This is a genomic window from Planococcus glaciei (assembly GCF_900099655.1).
GTDB classification, from domain to species: domain Bacteria; phylum Bacillota; class Bacilli; order Bacillales_A; family Planococcaceae; genus Planococcus; species Planococcus glaciei.
The window spans coordinates 88,849-108,565 of record NZ_FNDC01000013.1; the positions used below are offsets into that span (position 1 = coordinate 88,849).

A 19,717-nucleotide genomic window follows, 5' to 3' on the forward strand; every position below is an offset into this window, starting at 1 on the left:
TATGAAACAGCTTCGCTTGTTTATCGTCTCCGATTCAGTTGGAGAAACAGGGGAACTTGTCGCAAAGGCAGCGATCAGCCAGTATTTATATGCGGATCAAAATGCCGTCCTGAAAAGATTTCCATACATTGATTCGGTGGATCATTTGCAGGAAATCATCAAATTGGCTGCGCAGCAAAATGCCTTTATCGTGTACACCCTGGTGTCTCACGATTTGCGAAGCTATATAAAAAAAGAAACAATTAAATACAAAGTGACGGCGGTCGATTTGATGGGGCCGTTGATGGACGCTTTGGAGAGGGAATTGGGATCGGTGCCGCTTGAAGAAGCAGGCCTCGTCCGGAAACTCGATGACGACTACTTCAAGAAAGTGGAAGCCATTGAGTTTGCAGTGAAGTACGATGACGGCCGGGACCCGCGCGGCATTTTGATGGCGGATATCGTCCTTGTCGGCATTTCGCGCACTTCTAAAACTCCGTTGTCCCAATACTTGGCGCACAAACGGTTGAAAGTGGCAAACGTGCCGCTGGTGCCGGAAGTGGATCCGCCGGAAGAGCTGTTTAAAGTGGATCCATCCAAATGCTTCGGCCTTGTCATTTCGCCGGAAAAACTGAACCATATCCGGAAAGAGCGGCTGATTGCGCTCGGTTTAAGCGATGACGCGAATTACGCCCGGATCAACCGGATCCACGAAGAAATCGCGCATTTTGAAAAAGTGGTGGGGCGCATCGGCTGTGAAGTGGTGGACGTCACCAACCGGGCGGTTGAAGAAACCGCTAACCTGATTTTGAATAAACGAAATAACCGTTTTTGAAAAACCACCTGAGAGGGCGGTTTTTCTATTTTTATTTGTGGATTTTTTCACAGAAACGTTTTATAATGAAGAATTGTGGATAAATTATATTAAGGTCTATTTATTTGGCTCATCTTTTTGCTAAAAGATGAAGGAATTCACCTGAATATCTCGAATACAGTAAGTTAAGAAAAAAAGATGGTGATAGCATGTCCAATCGAGTTCCTGAAGAAGTGATTGAAAAGATTCGGTCGACAACGGATATTGTGGACATAGTCGGAGAATACGTCCAATTAACAAAAAGAGGGCGCAACTGGTTCGGGCTTTGCCCGTTTCACGGAGAAAGCACACCGTCATTTTCCGTCACTTCCGATAAGCAGATTTTTCACTGCTTCGGGTGCGGCGCCGGCGGAAACGCCATTACGTTCCTTATGGATATAGAGAATATTACGTTTCAAGAAGCATTAGCCCGTCTGGGAAGCCGGGCGGGGATTGAAGTGGAAGTGAACACCCATGCTTCTGGAGAAGCAGCAAATGCCCCTTCCAAAAGCGACAATCAGCTGATATTGATGCACGAATTTGCGGCAGACATGTACCATCATATATTGCTCAATACCGAAGAAGGCCAAGCTGCGCTGGATTACCTGGAAAACAGGGGATTCACGCGGGAGATGATTGAACGGTACCGCATCGGTTGGTCCCTGCCGGAATGGAATTATATGGCGACAGCATTGCAGCGCAAAGGATACAGCGAAGAAGAATTGATGAACAGCGGGCTGGCGATTCAGCGCGAACAGGGGAATGGCTTTTTTGACCGCTTCCGAGGCCGTGTGATGTTTCCCATTATGAACGAAAGCGGCAAAGTCATTGCCTTTTCAGGGCGGATTTTGGAAAATACGAAGACGGAAGCAAAATACATGAACAGTCCGGAATCGCCTATTTTCCAGAAAAGCCAGGTGCTGTACAATGTCCATCAGGCAAGAAGCGCCATTCGGAAAAATCGGAAAATCATCCTGTTTGAAGGATTCATGGATGTCATTGCTGCCGGAAAAGCCGGCGTCGACAATGCCCTTGCGACAATGGGCACCTCGCTGACCCCCCAGCATATCCGTGCAATGAAGCGTTTTGCCCAGGAGATCGTCATTTGCTTTGACGGTGATGATGCCGGGTGGGAAGCGGCCAAACGGGCTGCCATTGCACTCAATGAAGACAAGTTTAAAGTGGAAGTTGCTGTTCTTCCGGGAAAAATGGATCCGGACGATTATGTCCGGGAGCATGGCCAAGACGCATTTCGGGAACAAGTCATCGGCAAGCCGCACGCGTTTATCGCGTTTGCCATGATGCATGCCCGCCGACATAAGAATTTCCAGTACGAAAACGATCTTCTGCAATATGTCCAGGAAGTGCTGCAGCTCTTGGCTGGCCGTTCATCTCCAATTGAACGAGATTTGTATATCAAGCAGTTGGCCAATGAAACCAAATTGTCAGAAGAAGCGATTTTGCAGCAGTACCGCAAACTGGAGAACCGCTCGATTGAACAAAGCCGCCCGGAAAGGGTAGCCAAAACCGTAAAGCGGGAGCCGAAGCGGATCACTTCTTTTCACCGGGCCGAACGGCTGCTGTTCGCGCATGCCTTAGCCAACCGGGATGTGATGAGGAAGCTCGCTGAAGTGGAATCAGGTATGCCTTTTGTCAGTGAAGAGTTCAAGGCGCTGTATGTCCAGCTGCTCGGATTTTATGAGGAGTGGGACAAAGCGGATTTCCATAAATTCCTGGAAACGCTCCAGGACGCAGAACTCCGGAAACTGGTTATGGAAACGGCGCTTTCCGAACGCGATCCGGAGCATGTGGATGAAGAAATAGCGGATTGCATCAAGCATCTTGAAAAGCACCGGATAGAGCAGCAGATAAATTTGAAAATCCAGCAATCAAAAGAAGCGGAAAAACAGCATGATCTACAACGCGCTTTACTTCTTGCGCAAGAAGTGATTGCTTTGCGCAAATCATTGTAAGTTTATCCGGTTTTAAAAGGAGGAAGTCGTATGGCTGAGAAATCAGAACGCAAAAACAAAGTTGAAGCAAGCAATGTTTCATTAAGCACAGAAGGCCCGGAAGTAACTGTAGAAGAAGCAAAACGACAATTAATCGAAACAGGTAAGAAAACCGGTGAACTTAACTATGAGCAGATAGCCGATAAATTAGCGGTTTTTGAACTGGAATCCGATCAAGTTGAAGAGTTTATCGAACAGCTTGAAGGCCATGGCATAGAGCTTGAACGCAAATCAGACGACGAAGAACATTTGGACCGCTTGATGAAGCCGACAGAAGAAAAGTTCGACTTGAATGACTTGAGTGTACCGCCAGGCGTAAAAATCAACGACCCGGTGCGCATGTACTTGAAGGAAATCGGCCGAGTCGATCTGTTGAAAGCGGAAGAAGAAGTCCGCTTGGCGAAATTGATCGAACAAGGCGATGAAGAAGCGAAAAAACGTTTGGCTGAAGCCAACTTGCGTCTCGTTGTAAGTATTGCCAAGCGCTACGTCGGCCGCGGCATGCTGTTCCTGGATTTGATCCAGGAAGGGAACATGGGCTTAATCAAAGCCGTTGAAAAATTCGACTACTCCAAAGGATTTAAATTCAGTACGTATGCCACTTGGTGGATCCGCCAAGCGATCACCCGTGCGATTGCCGACCAGGCGCGGACCATCCGGATTCCGGTGCATATGGTTGAAACGATCAATAAATTGATTCGAGTTCAGCGCCAGCTGCTTCAGGATCTTGGCCGTGAGCCGTCGCCTGAAGAAATTGGGGAAGAAATGGACTTGCTTCCGGAAAAAGTGCGTGAAATCCTGAAAATTGCACAAGAGCCGGTATCGCTTGAAACACCGATCGGTGAAGAAGATGATTCGCATCTTGGCGATTTTATCGAGGATTCGGATGCACAGTCTCCATCCGACCACGCAGCTTACGAGTTATTGAAAGAACAGCTTGAAGACGTCTTGGATACGTTAACCGACCGTGAGGAAAATGTGCTTCGCTTGCGCTTTGGCCTTGACGATGGCCGTACACGCACACTTGAAGAAGTAGGCAAGGTATTTGGCGTAACCCGTGAACGGATCCGCCAAATCGAAGCAAAAGCGCTCCGCAAGCTTCGCCACCCGTCGCGCAGCAAGCGCTTGAAAGATTTCTTGGAATAATAATTGAAACTGCTCATGTGCTTCGTGCACATGAGCGTTTTTTATGTATTTTAGGATAACAGTTGAGTTTGTCTAAATTTTTCCTATATAATGAAAGTTGTAAGCGTATTCACAACAAAGGGGATGTAGTGAAATGAATTTCGATTTGACGCAAGAACAGCAAATGATCAAGAAGACCATCAAAGAGTTTGCCGATAAGGTAGTAGCTCCAGGAGCCGTCCATCGTGACCGCACCAATGAATTTCCAAAAGAAATCTTCAAACAGCTTTCCGACATGGGGATGATGGGATTGCCGTTTGACGAGAAGTACGGCGGAGCAGGGGCTGATACAACGAGCTTTGCGATCGTAACCGAAGAATTGAGCCGCGCCTGTGCTTCCACGGGAATTACGTATTCGGCCCATATTTCTTTGGGCGGTGCGCCGCTGAGTTTGTTTGGCACAGAAGAGCAAAAGGAAAAATACTTGGCGCCGATTTGTACAGGCGAATCGTTCGGAGCGTTCGGATTGACGGAACCCAATGCCGGGTCGGATGCCGGCGGTACGGAAACGCGTGCAGTGGAAGACGGCGATGACTGGGTCATCAACGGATCGAAAGTGTATATCACAAATGCGAGCTATGCGAAACACTTGGCGATTACGGCCATTACAGGCATGAACGACGGCAAAAAAGAAATCTCGGCAATCATTGTGCCGACGGATGCAGAAGGCTTCACCATTATCGACAATTACGAAAAAATGGGGCTCCATGCATCGAACACCACGGAATTGGTGTTGGAAAATGTACGGGTGCCAAAAGAAAACCTGCTTGGCAAGCGCGGAGAAGGCTTTAAGCAGTTCCTAGTAACTTTGGACGGCGGACGCATCGGAATCGCTGCAATGGCGGTTGGAATCGCGCAGGCGGCATTTAACCGTGCTTTGAATTATTCAAAAGAACGCAAGCAATTCGGGAAATCCCTTTCCGAATTCCAGATTACGCAATTCAAATTAGCGGATATGGCTTTGAAGATTGAATTGGCCCGCAATATGGTGTACAAAGCGGCTTGGCTGAAAGACCAGGGACGCCCGTTCACGAAAGAAGCCTCTATGGCAAAATTGTACGCTTCTGAAATTTCCATGGAAGTGGCGGATGAAGCCATCCAGATCCACGGCGGCTACGGCTACATGAAAGAGTATGAAGTGGAACGCTATATGCGCGATGCCAAATTGCTTGAAATCGGCGAAGGAACATCGGAAGTGCAGAAGATGGTCATCGCCCGCCAAATCGGCTGTTAAATTACTGAATTTGTCACAATCAAGTAAAAGTTCTCCGTTATGGCTTTTCGTTTTGCTAATAATACAGTACAATAATGAATGATACGAACACTATCATCAAGCAGAACTTATAGAGGGAGGGGTAACGGATGCAAAAAAATGCAATTGTACCTTACATCTTAATCATGGCGTTCGGTATTGGTCTGATTTTCTTCTTATCTTTAGAAGGCGCCAATAACCAAGAAGACATTGCTGCTGAACACGCAGAAGAAGGCGGAAAAGGTGAAGATGCCGCGCCAGAAGGCGATGGCGGAAGCACAGATTCTGCTGAATTCGACGCTGAAGCACAAGCACAGCAAAGCTGTGTATCTTGCCACGGTTCAAGCTATGAAGGCGGAGTAGGTCCTTCACTAGTCGCAACTGAACTTGACCAAGCAGCAATCGAAGAAATTATTGCAAATGGTAAAGGCGCAATGCCAGGTGGTCTCATCGAAGGTGAGAACATTCCAGCGATGGCTGAGTGGGTACTTTCACTCGAATAGTATTAAAAAACCCTTAGTTCATAACGAGCTAAGGGTTTTTCTTTAGCCGGGGCCTAGCCCCTCGAGTCGTTTCAGGTCAGCCAGCGATGGCAAAAAGCGCCATCACCGACCGGCCTTCCAACGCTTGTCGGGGCTGAGCAAGGCGCCTGCGCTTTTCTTATTGTCCAGCTCCGGCGCCTAGCCCCTCGAGTCGTTTCAGGTCAGCCAGCGATGGCAAAAAGCGCCATCACCGGCCAACCTTCCAACGCTCGTCGGGGCTGAGCAAGGCGCCTGCGCTTTTCTTATTGTCCAGCTGCAACGGCCAGGTTCTTGGGTCATAAGTCAACCCAGCGATGTGGCAAAGAACGCCACTTCGCTGGTTCGCCTTATGGCTGTCGAACCTAAACGGCCGTTTCCGCTTTTCTAGATTAGGAGGATTTAAAAATGAATGCTCAACAATTATCATTGCGGCTTACGCGGGTAGCGAGCCATGTGCCGACCGGGGCAATTGTGGCGGATATCGGCAGCGATCACGCCTATTTGCCGTGCTATCTCGTTTCCCAGGGACTGGCTGAACGTGCAGTTGCCGGGGAAGTGGTTAAAGGGCCTTATGAATCTGCAAAAAAACAGGTCAAGCAAGAACAATTGGAAGACAAAATTGAGGTCCGGTTGGCTAGCGGGCTCGAAGCCATCCATCCGGAAGACGGCATTACTGCTACTACCATAGCTGGAATGGGCGGTCCATTGATCGTTTCGATTCTGGACCAGGGGCTTGAAAAATTGGCGGGTGTCAGCCGCTTGATCCTTCAGCCGAATGTCCATGCCAAAGCCATCCGTGAATGGGCACAAACCCATCAATGGGCCATCGTGGAAGAAGAAATCATTAAAGAAAACAATAAAATCTATGAAATTCTCGTGCTGGAGCGCAGCAGCCAGCCGGTTGCCTACACACCAGCGCAATTGCTGATGGGGCCCGTCCTCATGAATCAGCAGACAGAAGTGTTCCAGGAAAAATGGCAAAGAGAAAGCGCACAGTGGACAAATATCATTGCCTCCATTGAATCCACTGAACAGACGCTGGAAATTGTTGATAAGAAAAACGAACTGGTGCAAAAAATAAAACTGGTAGAAGAGGTGCTGAATGGTGAAAATTCCTAATGGACAGCAAATCATCGAAGAGTTTGAAAAATGGTCACCGAAATTTCTGGCAATGGAAGGCGATCCGATTGGCTTGCATGTCGGGACACTGAACAAAAAAGTAGAACGGGTGCTGGTGACGCTGGATGTCAATGAACACGTGGTGGACGAAGCGATAGAAAAAGGAGCCGGCTTGATTATTGCCCACCATCCCCCGATTTACCGCCCGATGAAAAACCTGCAGACCGATTTTCCGCAGGGGCGCATGATCGAAAAACTGATTAAGCACGATATCGCCGTCTACGCAGCCCATACCAATCTCGATGTCGCCAAAGGCGGCGTCAACGATTTGTTGGCGGATGCGCTCGGCCTAGCCGAAACAAAAGTGCTCGTCCCTACATACGAAGCGGAACTGGTGAAAATTGCCGTGTTTGTTCCGGAAAGCCATGAAGAACAAGTGCGGGAAGCGTTAGGGAAAGCGGGAGCAGGAGCCATCGGCGATTACGAATTCTGCAGCTATACTTTATCGGGCACAGGGCGATTCCGGCCAACTGAAGCAGCAGATCCGTATATCGGCGAAGCCGGGAAGATGGAAGTAACCGCTGAATCCAAAATTGAAGTGGTGATCCGGAAATACGAAAAAGACCGGGCGATCCGTGCCATGATTGCCGCACACCCATACGAAGAAGTGGCGTATGATGTGTTTACGCTGGAGAATAAAGAAGAAGCGATGGGCCTCGGCCGGGTTGGAACTTTGCCAGCCGACATGAGCTTGGAAGAGTTTGCGGAGCTGGTCAAAGAACGGCTCGATGTGCCGGCCGCCCGCGTTGTCGGGGATTTGGCCAAAAGGGTCCGGAAAGTGGCCGTGCTTGGCGGAGACGGCAATAAATACATCCAGGCCGCAAAACGTTCGGGAGCAGATGTTTATGTAACCGGCGATTTGTATTTCCACGTCGCCCAGGATGCGGAAGCGATGGATCTGGCCGTTGTTGACCCCGGCCATCACGTAGAAAAAATCATGATCCAAGGCGTTGTCGACCACATGTCGAACCGGCAGAACTGGCAATGCGAATTCCTGCCGTCCGAAGTCGATACCGAACCGTTCCGGTTTAAGTAACACCTGTTGCATGCGGAAGATCGCAATAAACAAATAAAAAACGAGAGCCCGAACTATTATGGAATAGTGACGGTGCTCTCGTTTTTTATGTTCTCCAGGAAAAGCTGGGCTTCTTTAGGGGATTTTAAAATGATGATTTCTTTTTGCCCACGCAAGCGTTCAAGTTTATTCATCACTTCCGGCCGTTTGTCGGTCGGGTAATTCCATACCCATTTCAAAAAGTTGAAGTTGAAGCGTTCTTCGCAGCCGGTCGCCATGTCCGGCCGGGGCTGGCGGCGGTGCCGAAATGTGCGCATGATGACCCGGTACAGGCAAAGGGAACGGGGAATGTCCATGAAAATGATGCAATCGGCCGCTTTCAGCCGGATATCGAGTGTGCCGTTGTAATTGCCGTCAATGATCCACCGGTCTTTTGCGACCAATTGCTGCTGGATGAGTTGTTGCTGGTCTTTTGCAACAGCTTCCCAGTCCGGCTTCCACAAAATCGCATCCAAATGAAACACTTCAATAGACAGTTTTTCGCCAAGTTTTCTTGAAAGAGTTGATTTGCCAGAGCCTCCGGATCCAATCACAGCAATTTTTTTCATACTATCCACTCCGTATCCGAGATGTAATGTACAGAAAAACCGTGAGACTTATTTAAAAGCTCACGGTTTACTTGTCGCTAGGGGCAGGGACGGTCTTTTTCCACTTGCCTTATTTTAAACCTTATCGGATGAACGTGACAATGCTTTTATTCACTGACCGTATAAGGTTCAATGCGGTCCGAAGGTTTCGGATGCTTGATTTTTGGAAGAATTTTATTAAGCGGTACGCTCCGCGCCAAATCGTGGGTAGCTGGATCTTCCGGGTCGTACTTATCCAGGAAGTTCATCACTTCTTTGACGATCGGCGTCGGAGTTGAAGCGCCGGCTGTAATCGCCACGGTCTCAACACCATCAAGCCATGACAGGTTCAATTCGGAAAGATCCGAAATGCGGTAGGCCGGAGTTCCGGCAATGTCCTGGGATACTTGAGCCAAACGGTTCGAGTTGTTGCTCATCGGATCACCGATGACAATCAGTAAATCGGCTTCCGTGGCTTGTGTAGCAACTGCTTCCTGTCGTACTTGCGTAGCCAGGCAAATTTCTTTGTGGACTTCCGAATGCGGGTATTTTTCTTTTAGCCGCTTCATCATATCGACAACATCCCACTGGCTCATCGTTGTCTGGTTCGTAACGATGATTTTATCCGAAACAAGATCCAGCTGGTTGACGTCTTCCACCGTTTCCACTAAGTGGACCATATCGGGAGCCACGCCAATGGCGCCTTCCGGTTCTGGGTGTCCGCTTTTTCCGATATAGACGATCTGATAGCCTTCTGCTGTCTTCTCGCGGATCAAATCATGGGTTACGGTCACATCCGGGCAAGTCGCATCGATGGAAACCAAACCTTTGCGTTTCGCCAGTTCACGCACTTGCGGTGAAACACCATGTGCTGTAAAAATAACGGTGCCGGTTTCGACTTTCTCCAGAATTTCCAGACGGTTTTTGCCGTCCAGCGTAATGATGCCGTCTTCTTCGAATGCATCTGTTACGTGTTTATTGTGTACAATCATGCCTAATATATAAATAGGGCGGGGCAAAGTTTCATCCATGGCCGCATTTTTTGCAATGACCATTGCATCTACCACTCCATAGCAATACCCTCTTGGAGAAATCTTCATTACTTTCATAACCGCACTCCTTTCAAAAACATACTTTCATTATAACGGAGACGGCGCTGCTTTACAAAAGTTGCAATACGGAAAATGCAATTTCGTGCTATAATGTCAAGAGCATAAGGAGGGGATTCAATCCCATGACAAAATTTAACGAATATAATTTAAAGCCGTTTATACTTGAAGCGGTAGAAAAATTAGGATTTACAGAACCGACACCGATCCAAAAAGAAATCGTGCCTCATATATTGAAAGGCAACTCAGCAATCGGGCAATCCCATACAGGAACAGGGAAGACCCACAGCTTTATCATCCCGATTGCCGAACGCATCGATACGAGCCGCCCCGAAGTACAGGCAGTCATTTGTGCGCCGACGCGTGAACTGGGAACACAAATTTATGCCGAAATGATGAAACTTGTGGAAGGGTCCGACATTGAAGTGAAAAGCTTCATCGGCGGAACAGACAAGCAGCGGTCGATCAATAAATTGAAAACGCAGCCGCATATCGTCATCGGTACACCTGGGCGTTTAAGAGATTTGGTAAAAGAAAACGCACTTTTGGTCCACACGGGCAAAATTTTGGTAGTCGACGAAGCGGATCTTGCTTTTGATCTTGGCTTTATCGAAGAAATTGACCAAGTGGCGGGCAAAATGCAGGAGAACCTGGAAATGTACGTTTTCTCTGCAACTATTCCGGAAAAATTAAAGCCGTTCCTGAAAAAATACATGGAATCACCGGTCCATGTGAAAATCGGCGACAAACGCCCGACAGCAGATGGCCTGGATTTCTACTTGCTTCCAGCGCGCAGCAAGCGCAAAGTCGAACGCCTGAAAGAAGTAATGGGCATCATCAATCCGTATTTGTGCATCATTTTCGTCAACACAAAGACCAATGCCGATTATGTAGCCGGAGAACTTGGCAAAGCGGGCATCCGCGTCGGCCGCGTCCATGGCGATTTGGCGCCGCGTGAACGGGTGAAAATGATGAAACAGATTCGCGACTTGGAGTATCAGTACATTGTTGCAACGGATTTGGCCGCCCGCGGAATCGATATCCAAGGAGTCAGCCATGTGATCAACTACGAATTGCCGGAAGACCTGGAATTCTTTATCCACCGCGTCGGGCGTACAGCCCGTGCGGGAATGAAAGGCCTGGCCATCACGATTTTCAATCCGGAAGAAGAAGATGCGATTGTCCGCGTTGAGAAAATGGGCATTCCATTCCAGCAGAAAGACATTGTCAAAGGCGAATTTGTCGACCTGAAAAACCGCCACAGCCGGAAATCCCGCACCAGAACGCCGAATGAAGCAGATGCCAAAGCGAAGACAATGGTCCATAAACCGAAGGCCGTAAAACCGGGCTATAAAAAGAAAATGAAGTGGAAAATGGACGAAATTAAAAAAGTCGAACGCCGCAAAAACCGCAAAAAGTAAGGGGATTTTATCATGTTATTAGGATCACATGTGTCAATGAGCGGCAAGAAAATGCTGCTTGCAGCCAGTGAAGAAGCGAGTTCCTACGGAGCTACTACTTTCATGATTTATACCGGTGCGCCTCAGAACACCCGGCGCAAACCGATTGAAGAATTGAATATTGAAGCGGGGCAGGCGCATATGGCAGCGAACAATCTGTCAAATATCGTCGTCCATGCTCCGTATATCATCAATATTGCCAACAGCTTGAAGCCGGACACGTTCGCCCATGGCGTCGAATTTCTGCAAAAGGAAATCGAACGCACAGCAGCGCTCGGCGCGAAGCAGATCGTCCTTCATCCCGGCGCCCATGTCGGCGGCGGAGTGGAAGTGGGGACGGCGAAAATCATCGAAGGCCTGAACGAAGTGCTGTCCCAGGATTATCCGGTGAATATCGCGCTTGAAACCATGGCGGGCAAAGGCACGGAAATCGGCCGCAGCTTCGAGGAAATCGCCGCAATCATCAACGGCGTCACTCATAATGAGCGCTTGTCGGTCTGTTTCGACACTTGCCATACCCATGATGCCGGCTACAACATCAAAGAAGATTTCAACGGCGTCTTGGAGGAATTTGACCGCATCGTCGGCAAGGACCGGATCCAGGTGCTGCACATCAACGACAGCAAAAACGTCTGCGGTGCCGGCAAAGACCGCCACGAAAACATCGGATTCGGGGAAATCGGCTTTGAAGCGTTGAACGGCATCGTCCATCACCCGGATTTGATGCACGTTCCGAAAATCCTGGAAACACCTTACGTCGGCCTTGATGCCAAAAACAAAAAAGCGCCGTACGCATTTGAAATTGAAATGTTCAAAAACGGCATTTTCACGCCGGGCGTTATCGAAGAACTGAAAACGCCTCTTTAAGAGAGGGACAGAAAAGCCGCAGGTTCGCCTGCGGCTTCAAATTGTAGACAAAGTATAAATTAAATGAATAGGGATGTATAAACCCAACCGGGGCGGCCACTTCGCTTTCCGTGGGCTCAGCTTCAGCCTCCTCGTCGCTTTGAAAACCCGCTGCTCCTGCATCGCTGCGCTAGCTTCGTCGCAAAGACATTGGCCTCTCTGCCTTCGGCCAATGTCTTGCCTGCGGGGTCTTCAGCTTTCGCTGTCCCACAGGAGTCTTCGTGGCCGAACCGGTTGGGGCGTCTCTCTTGGATTCACAAGTGAATGGTCATCGGATTGAAGCTTAAACAGACAGCTCAAGAAGATTAGCGATACCTCTAGATAGCCTTCATGTTCAGGATTCGGAGTGGAAGCCGGCGACTCCTGCGGGATTTCGGCGCGAGCCCGTGGAACGCGTCCGGCTGAAACGGAGGATTCGCGATGCCCTGTTGTCTATTCATCCATTTCTCATATGTAAAAATTCTTTTGTCTATTAACTCAAGCCGCAGGTTCGCCTGCGGCTTTTTTATATGTAAAGGAATCTATGCTCCCTAAATTTGATATCCACAAAAATAGCAGCCCTATGATTTTCAGAAGATACCAAATTAAGCCCTATCTATTTACATTCACGTAAGACTCCTCTATAATTTCTTAATGGTTGTAAATCGTAATCATTATTAATTAGAAAAGAGGCGGCTCCATGGACGCGCCATTGATCAACATTAAAGACATCAGTTTTGAATATGAACAAACAAAAGCGCTCGAGAATATTTCGCTGAAAGTGGAAGAAGGAGATTTCCTGGCGATTCTTGGACCGAACGGCTCCGGCAAATCGACGCTCCTGAAAATCATGCTTGGCTTGATCAAACCGACGCAAGGCTCAATCGAACTGTTCGGTGTCGACGCCAAAAATTTCAAGCACCGGGAATGGGTCGGCTATGTGTCGCAGAAATCGAATTCGTTCAACTCCGGTTTTCCGGCAACGGTTGAAGAAGTGGTGGCGGGAGGGCTTGCCAAAAAGTCCGGCTTGTTCCACCGCTTGCCGAAAGACTATAAGGCACTGGTCCATCAGGCATTGGTGGCAGTCGGCATGGAATCGTTCAGCGGACGCAGCGTCAGTGAATTGTCCGGCGGCCAGCAGCAGCGCATCTTTATCGCACGAGCGCTCGTAGCCAAACCGAAAGTGCTGATCCTGGATGAGCCGACGGTCGGCATCGACCACCAAAATGTCCAATCGTTCTATAATATGCTGGCGTCGCTCAACCGGGACCAGAACATTACATTGGTCCTTGTAACGCACGACGTCGATACCGTCACGGACAAAATCACGCATGTGGCATGTCTGAACCAGACCATCCATTTCCACGGATTTAAAGATCAGCTCCATACAATGAGCGACGCCCAGCGCGAAGCATGGTATGGCCATTCTGTCCGGAAAATTCACCATATCGGAGGAGTCCATAGCCATGATTGATGCGATATTCACCTATGAATTTTTACAAAATGCGTTTGCGGCCGGCATCATCATCGGCGTCATCGCACCGCTTCTCGGCGTGTTTATCGTGGTCAGGCGCTTGTCGCTGATTGCGGATGCCTTGAGCCATGTCACGCTTGCCGGCATCGCCGGAAGCCTGTATTTGAGCCAGAGCGTGGCGGCGTTCGCTATGTTGAACCCGCTGTTTCTCGGGATTGCGGCATCGGTCGGCGGCTCCATTTTAATCGAGCGGCTGAGAAGTTTATACAAGCATTACGAAGAACTGGCGATTCCGATTATCCTATCTGCCGGCATCGGCTTCGGTGCCATTTTCATCTCGTTGGCACAAGGCTTTTCGAATGATTTGTTCGGCTACTTGTTCGGATCCGTCTCTGCAGTCAGCCGGGAAGATCTCTTTATCGTTCTCGGTATTGCCGTCGTCGTACTGCTGTTCATTTTCCTGTTTTTCAAGGAATTGTTCGTGCTGTCTTTTGACGACGAATATGCGAAAGCTTCCGGTCTGCCGGCAAAATGGATTCATTTCCTGTTCATGATTGTAACGGCGCTTGTCATTGCCGGCTCTATGCGAATCGTTGGGATTCTGTTGGTCTCGTCGCTGATGACGATACCGGTAGCTGCCGCAATGCGCATATCCAAAAGCTTCAAACAGACCATCTGGCTATCGATTTTGTTCGGGGAATTTTCCGTGATCTCAGGGCTCATCACCGCATTCTATTTCAATTTGGCACCTGGAGGCACCATTGTTGTGACATCGATTTTATTGCTGTTAATCGTCATTGGCTATAAAAAAGTTTCGGTTTCAATGAAAAAGGGGGCAGTTGCATGAACATCACGAAAGCATGGGACATTTTAAAGGAAAACGGCTATAAAGAAACGTCGAAACGCTCACAGATCCTGGAGCTGTTTGCAGAAGATGACCGCTATCTGACGGCGCGCGATTTGCTGGACGTCATGCAAAAAGATTATCCGAGCATGAGTTTCGATACCGTCTACCGCAATTTGGCTACTTTCGTTTCGCTTGGCATCTTGGAAGAAACGGAATTGTCCGGTGAACGCCATTTCCGCATGCAATGCGAAAGCGACCATCACCATCATCATTTTATCTGCATGGATTGCGGCAATGTCAAAGAAATTCCGGTGTGTCCGATGGATATGATCGGAGCGGCTCTTCCGGCATACCAGATCGCCAACCACAAATTCGAAATCTACGGCACATGTCCGGAATGCCAATAATTAACAAAGCGCAAGCAGAAATTTCTCTGCTGGCGCTTTATTAGTTGCCGGGAAATGGGGAAAGCAAATAAAACAGCGGAATCTCATGAACGAATCAAAAAAGCCATCTGCGCAAAGGCGCGGATGGCTTTCGTTCTGTTTATTTGCCGTTTAAGGCGTTTTGCAAAGCAAATTCGTTTTGTACCCATTGTTCCGCTTCGAGCCAATTGTAAACGCGGATGACGTTTTTCGGAATCGGTTCACGGTTATAAGGGGTATCAAACAATAATACCGGAATATCCAGTTCTTCTGAAATTTCTACGGCATTGTCGTGCTTGTCTTCGAAAAACAAATCTACATTGTGGCGTTTTGCAGTTTCGATCTTTTTATGAGTGCCGATCAGTTCAATATGGTCATAGGCGATCGCGTGCTCCGCAAACCAATCGAACGTGATGTCGCGCACATTTTCGCCTCGGGCAGAAATGAAATACAGTTCGTACTGGTCTTTCCATTTGTCAAGGATGTTCTTGGCGTTTTCCGAAACCGGGGAAGCGGCGTAAATCTTCGCTTCCGAGCCGCGGAACCAGTTGTAGAACTCGCCTTTCGGCAAATGGGGAAGGGCAGCAGTCAAATCGTATTCTTTGATGTCGTCGAGCGTCAATGTGCTATTGAATGCTTCATTGATATGCGGAATCAGCGAAGTCGGGGACGTCACAGTTCCGTCAATATCGATGCCAAAACGGTATCTCATAGCTTCACAACCTTATGCTTGTTGTTCAAGCGCTTCTTTTTCGGCTTTCTCAGCAGCTTGTTTGTCAAAATACTCTTGAGCAAGTTTATCGATTTCGATTTTCAGCTCGTCTACCATAGTTTCCTCAGGAACTTTGCGTACCGTTTTCCCGTGCATGAACAGCAAACCTTCGCCGCGGGCACCAGCGATGCCGATGTCTGCTTCGCGTGCTTCTCCCGGACCGTTGACTGCACAGCCAAGAACCGCTACTTTGATCGGTGCTTTAATATGGGAGATATACTCTTCCACTTCATTAGCGATGGAGATCAAATCGATTTCAATGCGGCCGCAAGTCGGGCAGGAAATCAATGTAGCAGCATTTGAAGACAAACCGAACACTTTCAACAGTTCGCGCGCCACTTTGACTTCTTCGACAGGGTCAGCGCTCAAAGAGATGCGCATGGTGTTGCCGAGGCCTTTTGCCAGCAAGGCGCCAAGGCCAGCCGAACTTTTTACGGTACCGGTGAACAGCGTGCCGGATTCTGTGATTCCTAAGTGAAGCGGGTAGTCGAATGCTTTCGAAGCTTTTTCGTAGGCTTCAATCGCCAGGCTGACGTCCGATGCTTTCATGGAAACGATGATGTCATGGAAGTCGAGGTCTTCAAGGATTTTGATATGATGAAGGGCACTTTCAACCATGCCGTCTGCAGTCGGATAGCCGTATTTCTCAAGGATTTTGCGTTCCAGTGAACCGGCGTTAACCCCGATGCGAATCGGAATGCCTTTTGCTTTCGCTGCATTCACGACGGCTTCCACTTTTTCGCGGCGGCCGATATTGCCCGGGTTGATGCGGATTTTGTCGGCGCCTTGCTCGATGGCGATCAACGCCAATTTATAATCAAAATGGATGTCTACAACAAGCGGGATATTGATGCGTTTTTTGATTTCACCGATGGCATAAGCTGCACGCTCATCCGGGCAAGCGACACGGACAATTTGGCAACCCGCTTCTTCGAGGCGCAGGATTTCCGCCACTGTCGCTTCTACATCATGTGTTTTTGTTGTCGCCATACTTTGAATGAATAATTCATTGCTTCCGCCTACAGTCAGGTCTCCGACTTTAACGGGGCGTGTTTTCGTACGGTGAATACTTTCACTCATTAAAATTCTCTCCTTTTGGGATGTCTGGTTAAATCTCCAGTTCCCCATTTCTTCAACTAGGACAAATGCTAGCTTGTTCCGTTACCTATAGCCATTTTAGCAGTGTCTTAATGGAAAAGACAAGAAGAACGGTTAGGCCGGCTTCTTTTTAGCCGGAGGCTGCTTCGGATAATAATTTGTCGCAAAATGCAGATAAATGATTGTTAGTAGGCCCAGCCCAAATGTTGCCCACATGGGAACATCGAAAAAACTGAAGGCAAACGACAAAAGTGTCGGAACGGTGACCGCGAGAGCTGTCGTGCGCCATAAATGCCGATACTCGCCTTTGCGCTTTTTCATCTGAATGAAAGCAAGGCCGATCAAGGCGAAAAGGCTGATTTTTACAAATTGATAAAGCGTGGTTGAGACGAATAAAAAGATGAAAGCAAACGGGTACAGGAGCCATTTGATGTCTTCTACAAATTCCAGCAGGCCATCCATGCTATTGCCCGTATCGCCAAGGCCCGCGGCGAGTTCGATGAAAGAAATGATGGTCATCAATAAGACCAGCACAAACACATAGCGCAGGATTTTTCCGATGCTCATAATACGGACGGCTGCCTGCTTTCGAGGTTCCATCACACTGGCTTTAAATAATTGAAATAGGTTCACAGCAATCTTCCTTTCAAGCTATAAGTGTATCGTACCACGCCTCGGCGCTCAAAATAGACTGCTTTGTTACGGGAATGTAAATTTTCGTAAAAGGTGTTTACAAGCTCTTATTAAAGTCTTCATAATAGGTTAGGTGTGAAATCGTATATTTAGGAGTTGAATGTTAATCGTGGAAACGAACTGGCAAGAAATGCTCTTTACCTTCTTTGGAGGATTAGGGATTTTCCTATTCTCAATCAAGTATATGGGGGATGCCTTGCAAAAGGCTGCGGGCGATAAACTGCGCGGCATTTTGGACCGCTTTACGACAAATCCGTTCATGGGGGTGCTCGTCGGGATTGCCGTAACCGTGCTGATCCAATCAAGTTCGGGTACGACCGTTATTGTTGTAGGCCTGGTAAGTGCAGGATTTATGACCTTGCGCCAAGCCATCGGCGTAATCATGGGGGCCAACATCGGGACAACTATTACAGCGTTCATTATAGGGTTGGACGTCGGTGCATATGCCTTGCCGATCATGGCACTTGGAGCGCTTCTGATATTCTTCTTCAAGAAAAATCAAATCCAAAATATGGGGCAAGTAATTTTTGGGTTCGGCGGCTTGTTCTTCGGGCTGGAATTGATGAGCGACGGCATGAAGCCGCTCCGTGAATCAGCGTCATTTATTGATCTCACGATTAGCTTAAGCGATATGCCGATTCTGGGTGTAGTTGTCGGAACGGTGTTTACATTGATTGTCCAAAGTTCCAGTGCAACAGTAGCCATTTTGCAGGGCCTTTATGCTGAAAACATTTTAACTTTGGGCGCTTCCTTGCCGGTTTTGTTCGGTGATAACATCGGGACGACCATTACAGCGGTTCTGGCAGCGCTGGGCGCTTCGATTGCAGCGAAACGTGCTGCAGCAGTACACGTACTCTTTAACGTGCTGGGCACCATTATTTTCATGATTTTATTGACTCCATTCACGATGTACGTGGAGTGGATTGCAGGAGTCTTAAATTTAGAGCCGAAAATGCAGATTGCATTTGCACACGGAACATTCAACGTGCTGAATACCATTATCCAGTTCCCATTGATCGGGGCCTGGGCATACCTGGTGACACGCGTTATTCCGGGGCAGGATGTAACAATCGAATTTAAACCGAAGCACCTGGATGTCAACTTTATCGAACAATCGCCTTCGATTGCACTTGGACAGGCAAAAGAAGAAGTGCTCCGCATGGGACATTTTGCGGTACAAGGGCTTCAGGAGACTTATGAATATTTGAAAACAAAGAGCAAAAAAGATGCGGAGATGGGCTACCAGCTGGAAGATGCGATCAACAACCTGGATCAGAAAATCACCGACTACTTGGTGCTGATTTCAGCAGAATCTCTTTCTGCAGCGGATTCCACGCGCCATACGATGCTGATGGAAACCGTACGCGATATCGAACGCATCGGCGACCATTTTGAAAACATCATCGAATTGATCGACTACCAGGAAAACAACCGGGTGAAAATCACGGAAGACGCGATGGCAGATTTGGCTGAAATGTTTACATTGACCATTGCAACTGTTGAGAAAGCATTGAATGCGCTGGATACGAACAGCCATGAACTGGCGAGGGAAGTAGCCGAGCAGGAAGACTTGATCGACAAAATGGAACGCAAATTCCGGAAAAAACATATTTTGCGTTTGAATGAAGGCCAGTGCTCCGCTCAGGCAGGAATTGTCTTTGTGGACATTGTCAGCAACTTGGAACGGATCGGCGACCATTCCGTGAACATCGCGGAAGCAATCCTCGGAAACCGGTCGTAACAAAAAAGTTCATACAGTACCTAACCACTCTCTTTCATCGCTTTACATTTTTTAAAATGTAAGGCACGATGAAAGAGAGTTTTTTATTTAGGAGGCTGAAAAATGGAAGTGATCGGCTGGATACTTATTGTCTTGTTTTTTATCATCGGTTTTGTCGGCCTGGTTTATCCTATCATCCCAGCGGTGCTGTTTATATTCGGCGGCTTTGTGATTTATGGGCTGTTTTTTGACTTCAGCGACTTGCCGTGGTGGTTCTGGCTGATCCAAACGCTGTTTGTCATTCTGCTGTTCGGAGCGGATGCCCTTGCCAATGCATTCGGCGTCAAGAAATTCGGCGGCTCTAAAGCCGGTTTGTGGGGAAGCACCATCGGGCTGATCATCGGCCCGTTCGTCATTCCGATTGCAGGAATCCTGGTAGGGCCGTTTTTAGGGGCCATCATCGCGGAACTGATTTTTAACCGCTCGACCCTGAAACAATCGATCCGGTCGGGCATTGGGTCGGTGGTCGGATTCATCACATCGGTCTTCACGAAAGGAATCATCCAAATCGTGATGGTCGCTTTGTTCTTTTTCCTTGTTTAATCAGCCTTT

19 protein-coding genes are annotated in these 19,717 nt (G+C 48.3%); 14 read left to right on the plus strand and 5 right to left on the minus strand.

Going from position 1 to position 19,717, the window contains the following annotated elements:
* Position 1: 1 nt before the first annotated feature.
* From BLQ32_RS15220 to BLQ32_RS15250, 7 genes are all read left to right on the plus strand, one after another.
* Complete coding sequence (locus tag BLQ32_RS15220) at positions 2-814, plus strand: pyruvate, water dikinase regulatory protein (protein ID WP_036809444.1); 813 nt, start codon at positions 2-4, stop codon at positions 812-814.
* A gap of 188 nt (positions 815-1,002) precedes the next feature.
* Complete coding sequence (gene dnaG / locus BLQ32_RS15225; RefSeq protein ID WP_036809442.1) at positions 1,003-2,805, plus strand: DNA primase; 1,803 nt, start codon at positions 1,003-1,005, stop codon at positions 2,803-2,805.
* A gap of 30 nt (positions 2,806-2,835) precedes the next feature.
* Positions 2,836-3,990 (plus strand): RNA polymerase sigma factor RpoD, encoded by a 1,155-nt coding sequence (gene rpoD / locus BLQ32_RS15230; protein WP_074510989.1) that lies wholly within the window; start codon positions 2,836-2,838, stop codon positions 3,988-3,990.
* Positions 3,991-4,123: 133 nt separating this feature from the next.
* Positions 4,124-5,263 carry an acyl-CoA dehydrogenase gene (locus BLQ32_RS15235; protein ID WP_036809436.1) on the plus strand — a complete coding sequence of 380 codons (1,140 nt, stop codon included), beginning with the start codon at positions 4,124-4,126 and terminating at the stop codon, positions 5,261-5,263.
* A gap of 128 nt (positions 5,264-5,391) precedes the next feature.
* Entirely contained in the window at positions 5,392-5,784 is a 393-nt protein-coding gene (gene cccA, locus BLQ32_RS15240) for a cytochrome c550 (RefSeq protein WP_036809433.1), read from the plus strand.
* A gap of 423 nt (positions 5,785-6,207) precedes the next feature.
* Positions 6,208-6,921, plus strand: a complete 714-nt coding sequence (locus BLQ32_RS15245; RefSeq protein WP_074510990.1) for a tRNA (adenine(22)-N(1))-methyltransferase — start codon at positions 6,208-6,210, stop codon at positions 6,919-6,921.
* The gene (locus tag BLQ32_RS15250; protein ID WP_074511010.1) at positions 6,908-8,017 is read left to right on the plus strand and encodes a Nif3-like dinuclear metal center hexameric protein; all 1,110 of its coding nucleotides are present in this window, start codon (positions 6,908-6,910) and stop codon (positions 8,015-8,017) included. The genes BLQ32_RS15245 and BLQ32_RS15250 overlap by 14 nt, the downstream gene beginning before the upstream one ends.
* 56 nt (positions 8,018-8,073) lie before the next feature.
* Here BLQ32_RS15250 and BLQ32_RS15255 read toward each other — a convergent pair whose 3' ends face one another.
* The gene (locus BLQ32_RS15255; RefSeq protein ID WP_053165554.1) at positions 8,074-8,604 is read right to left on the minus strand and encodes a DNA topology modulation protein; all 531 of its coding nucleotides are present in this window, start codon (positions 8,602-8,604) and stop codon (positions 8,074-8,076) included.
* A 146-nt stretch (positions 8,605-8,750) separates the two neighbouring features.
* On the minus strand, positions 8,751-9,731 hold the full coding sequence (locus tag BLQ32_RS15260) for a 4-hydroxy-3-methylbut-2-enyl diphosphate reductase (RefSeq protein ID WP_074510991.1): 981 nt from the start codon (positions 9,729-9,731) through the stop codon (positions 8,751-8,753).
* A 125-nt stretch (positions 9,732-9,856) separates the two neighbouring features.
* Here BLQ32_RS15260 and BLQ32_RS15265 point away from each other — a divergent pair, with 125 nt between their 5' ends.
* The 5 genes from BLQ32_RS15265 (at position 9,857) to BLQ32_RS15285 (ending at position 14,804) form a co-directional block, all read left to right on the plus strand.
* Positions 9,857-11,152, plus strand: a complete 1,296-nt coding sequence (locus BLQ32_RS15265) for a DEAD/DEAH box helicase (protein WP_036809422.1) — start codon at positions 9,857-9,859, stop codon at positions 11,150-11,152.
* Positions 11,153-11,161: 9 nt separating this feature from the next.
* The gene (locus BLQ32_RS15270) at positions 11,162-12,058 is read left to right on the plus strand and encodes a deoxyribonuclease IV (RefSeq protein ID WP_175557132.1); all 897 of its coding nucleotides are present in this window, start codon (positions 11,162-11,164) and stop codon (positions 12,056-12,058) included.
* 718 nt (positions 12,059-12,776) lie between these two features.
* Complete coding sequence (locus tag BLQ32_RS15275) at positions 12,777-13,550, plus strand: metal ABC transporter ATP-binding protein (protein ID WP_036809413.1); 774 nt, start codon at positions 12,777-12,779, stop codon at positions 13,548-13,550.
* Positions 13,543-14,397 (plus strand): metal ABC transporter permease, encoded by an 855-nt coding sequence (locus BLQ32_RS15280; protein WP_036809410.1) that lies wholly within the window; start codon positions 13,543-13,545, stop codon positions 14,395-14,397. The genes BLQ32_RS15275 and BLQ32_RS15280 overlap by 8 nt, the downstream gene beginning before the upstream one ends.
* Positions 14,394-14,804: a Fur family transcriptional regulator gene (locus tag BLQ32_RS15285; RefSeq protein ID WP_036809407.1), complete on the plus strand. Its 411-nt coding sequence runs from the start codon at positions 14,394-14,396 to the stop codon at positions 14,802-14,804. Before BLQ32_RS15280 ends, BLQ32_RS15285 begins: the two co-directional genes overlap by 4 nt.
* Positions 14,805-14,943: 139 nt before the next feature.
* Here the strand turns inward: BLQ32_RS15285 and BLQ32_RS15290 are convergent, their stop codons facing one another.
* From BLQ32_RS15290 to BLQ32_RS15300, 3 genes are all read right to left on the minus strand, one after another.
* Positions 14,944-15,534: a nucleotidase gene (locus BLQ32_RS15290; RefSeq protein ID WP_036809404.1), complete on the minus strand. Its 591-nt coding sequence runs from the start codon at positions 15,532-15,534 to the stop codon at positions 14,944-14,946.
* 12 nt (positions 15,535-15,546) lie between these two features.
* A complete protein-coding gene (ispG, locus tag BLQ32_RS15295) occupies positions 15,547-16,674 on the minus strand; it encodes a flavodoxin-dependent (E)-4-hydroxy-3-methylbut-2-enyl-diphosphate synthase (protein ID WP_036809401.1) in 1,128 nt (375 codons plus the stop codon).
* Positions 16,675-16,806: 132 nt separating this feature from the next.
* Positions 16,807-17,325 carry a DUF1189 family protein gene (locus BLQ32_RS15300; protein WP_083335361.1) on the minus strand — a complete coding sequence of 173 codons (519 nt, stop codon included), beginning with the start codon at positions 17,323-17,325 and terminating at the stop codon, positions 16,807-16,809.
* Between the two features lie 169 nt (positions 17,326-17,494).
* On the opposite strand from BLQ32_RS15300, the gene BLQ32_RS15305 reads away from it, so the two are divergent.
* Positions 17,495-19,126 carry a Na/Pi cotransporter family protein gene (locus BLQ32_RS15305; protein WP_074511012.1) on the plus strand — a complete coding sequence of 544 codons (1,632 nt, stop codon included), beginning with the start codon at positions 17,495-17,497 and terminating at the stop codon, positions 19,124-19,126.
* Positions 19,127-19,228: 102 nt separating this feature from the next.
* Complete coding sequence (locus tag BLQ32_RS15310; RefSeq protein ID WP_074510993.1) at positions 19,229-19,708, plus strand: DUF456 domain-containing protein; 480 nt, start codon at positions 19,229-19,231, stop codon at positions 19,706-19,708.
* Positions 19,709-19,717: the final 9 nt, after the last annotated feature.

What these genes read in the sequence shown, in the direction of transcription:
- BLQ32_RS15275 (WP_036809413.1), top strand. Translation starts at nt 12,777, where the DNA reads ATGGACGCGCCATTGATCAACATTAAAGACATCAGTTTTGAATATGAA.
- BLQ32_RS15220 (WP_036809444.1), top strand. Translation starts at nt 2, where the DNA reads ATGAAACAGCTTCGCTTGTTTATCGTCTCCGATTCAGTTGGAGAAACA.
- dnaG (WP_036809442.1), top strand. Translation starts at nt 1,003, where the DNA reads ATGTCCAATCGAGTTCCTGAAGAAGTGATTGAAAAGATTCGGTCGACA.
- BLQ32_RS15245 (WP_074510990.1), top strand. Translation starts at nt 6,208, where the DNA reads ATGAATGCTCAACAATTATCATTGCGGCTTACGCGGGTAGCGAGCCAT.
- BLQ32_RS15280 (WP_036809410.1), top strand. Translation starts at nt 13,543, where the DNA reads ATGATTGATGCGATATTCACCTATGAATTTTTACAAAATGCGTTTGCG.
- BLQ32_RS15235 (WP_036809436.1), top strand. Translation starts at nt 4,124, where the DNA reads ATGAATTTCGATTTGACGCAAGAACAGCAAATGATCAAGAAGACCATC.
- BLQ32_RS15310 (WP_074510993.1), top strand. Translation starts at nt 19,229, where the DNA reads ATGGAAGTGATCGGCTGGATACTTATTGTCTTGTTTTTTATCATCGGT.
- ispG (WP_036809401.1), bottom strand. Translation starts at nt 16,674, where the DNA reads ATGAGTGAAAGTATTCACCGTACGAAAACACGCCCCGTTAAAGTCGGA.
- cccA (WP_036809433.1), top strand. Translation starts at nt 5,392, where the DNA reads ATGCAAAAAAATGCAATTGTACCTTACATCTTAATCATGGCGTTCGGT.
- BLQ32_RS15285 (WP_036809407.1), top strand. Translation starts at nt 14,394, where the DNA reads ATGAACATCACGAAAGCATGGGACATTTTAAAGGAAAACGGCTATAAA.
- rpoD (WP_074510989.1), top strand. Translation starts at nt 2,836, where the DNA reads ATGGCTGAGAAATCAGAACGCAAAAACAAAGTTGAAGCAAGCAATGTT.
- BLQ32_RS15255 (WP_053165554.1), bottom strand. Translation starts at nt 8,604, where the DNA reads ATGAAAAAAATTGCTGTGATTGGATCCGGAGGCTCTGGCAAATCAACT.
- BLQ32_RS15290 (WP_036809404.1), bottom strand. Translation starts at nt 15,534, where the DNA reads ATGAGATACCGTTTTGGCATCGATATTGACGGAACTGTGACGTCCCCG.
- BLQ32_RS15260 (WP_074510991.1), bottom strand. Translation starts at nt 9,731, where the DNA reads ATGAAAGTAATGAAGATTTCTCCAAGAGGGTATTGCTATGGAGTGGTA.
- BLQ32_RS15265 (WP_036809422.1), top strand. Translation starts at nt 9,857, where the DNA reads ATGACAAAATTTAACGAATATAATTTAAAGCCGTTTATACTTGAAGCG.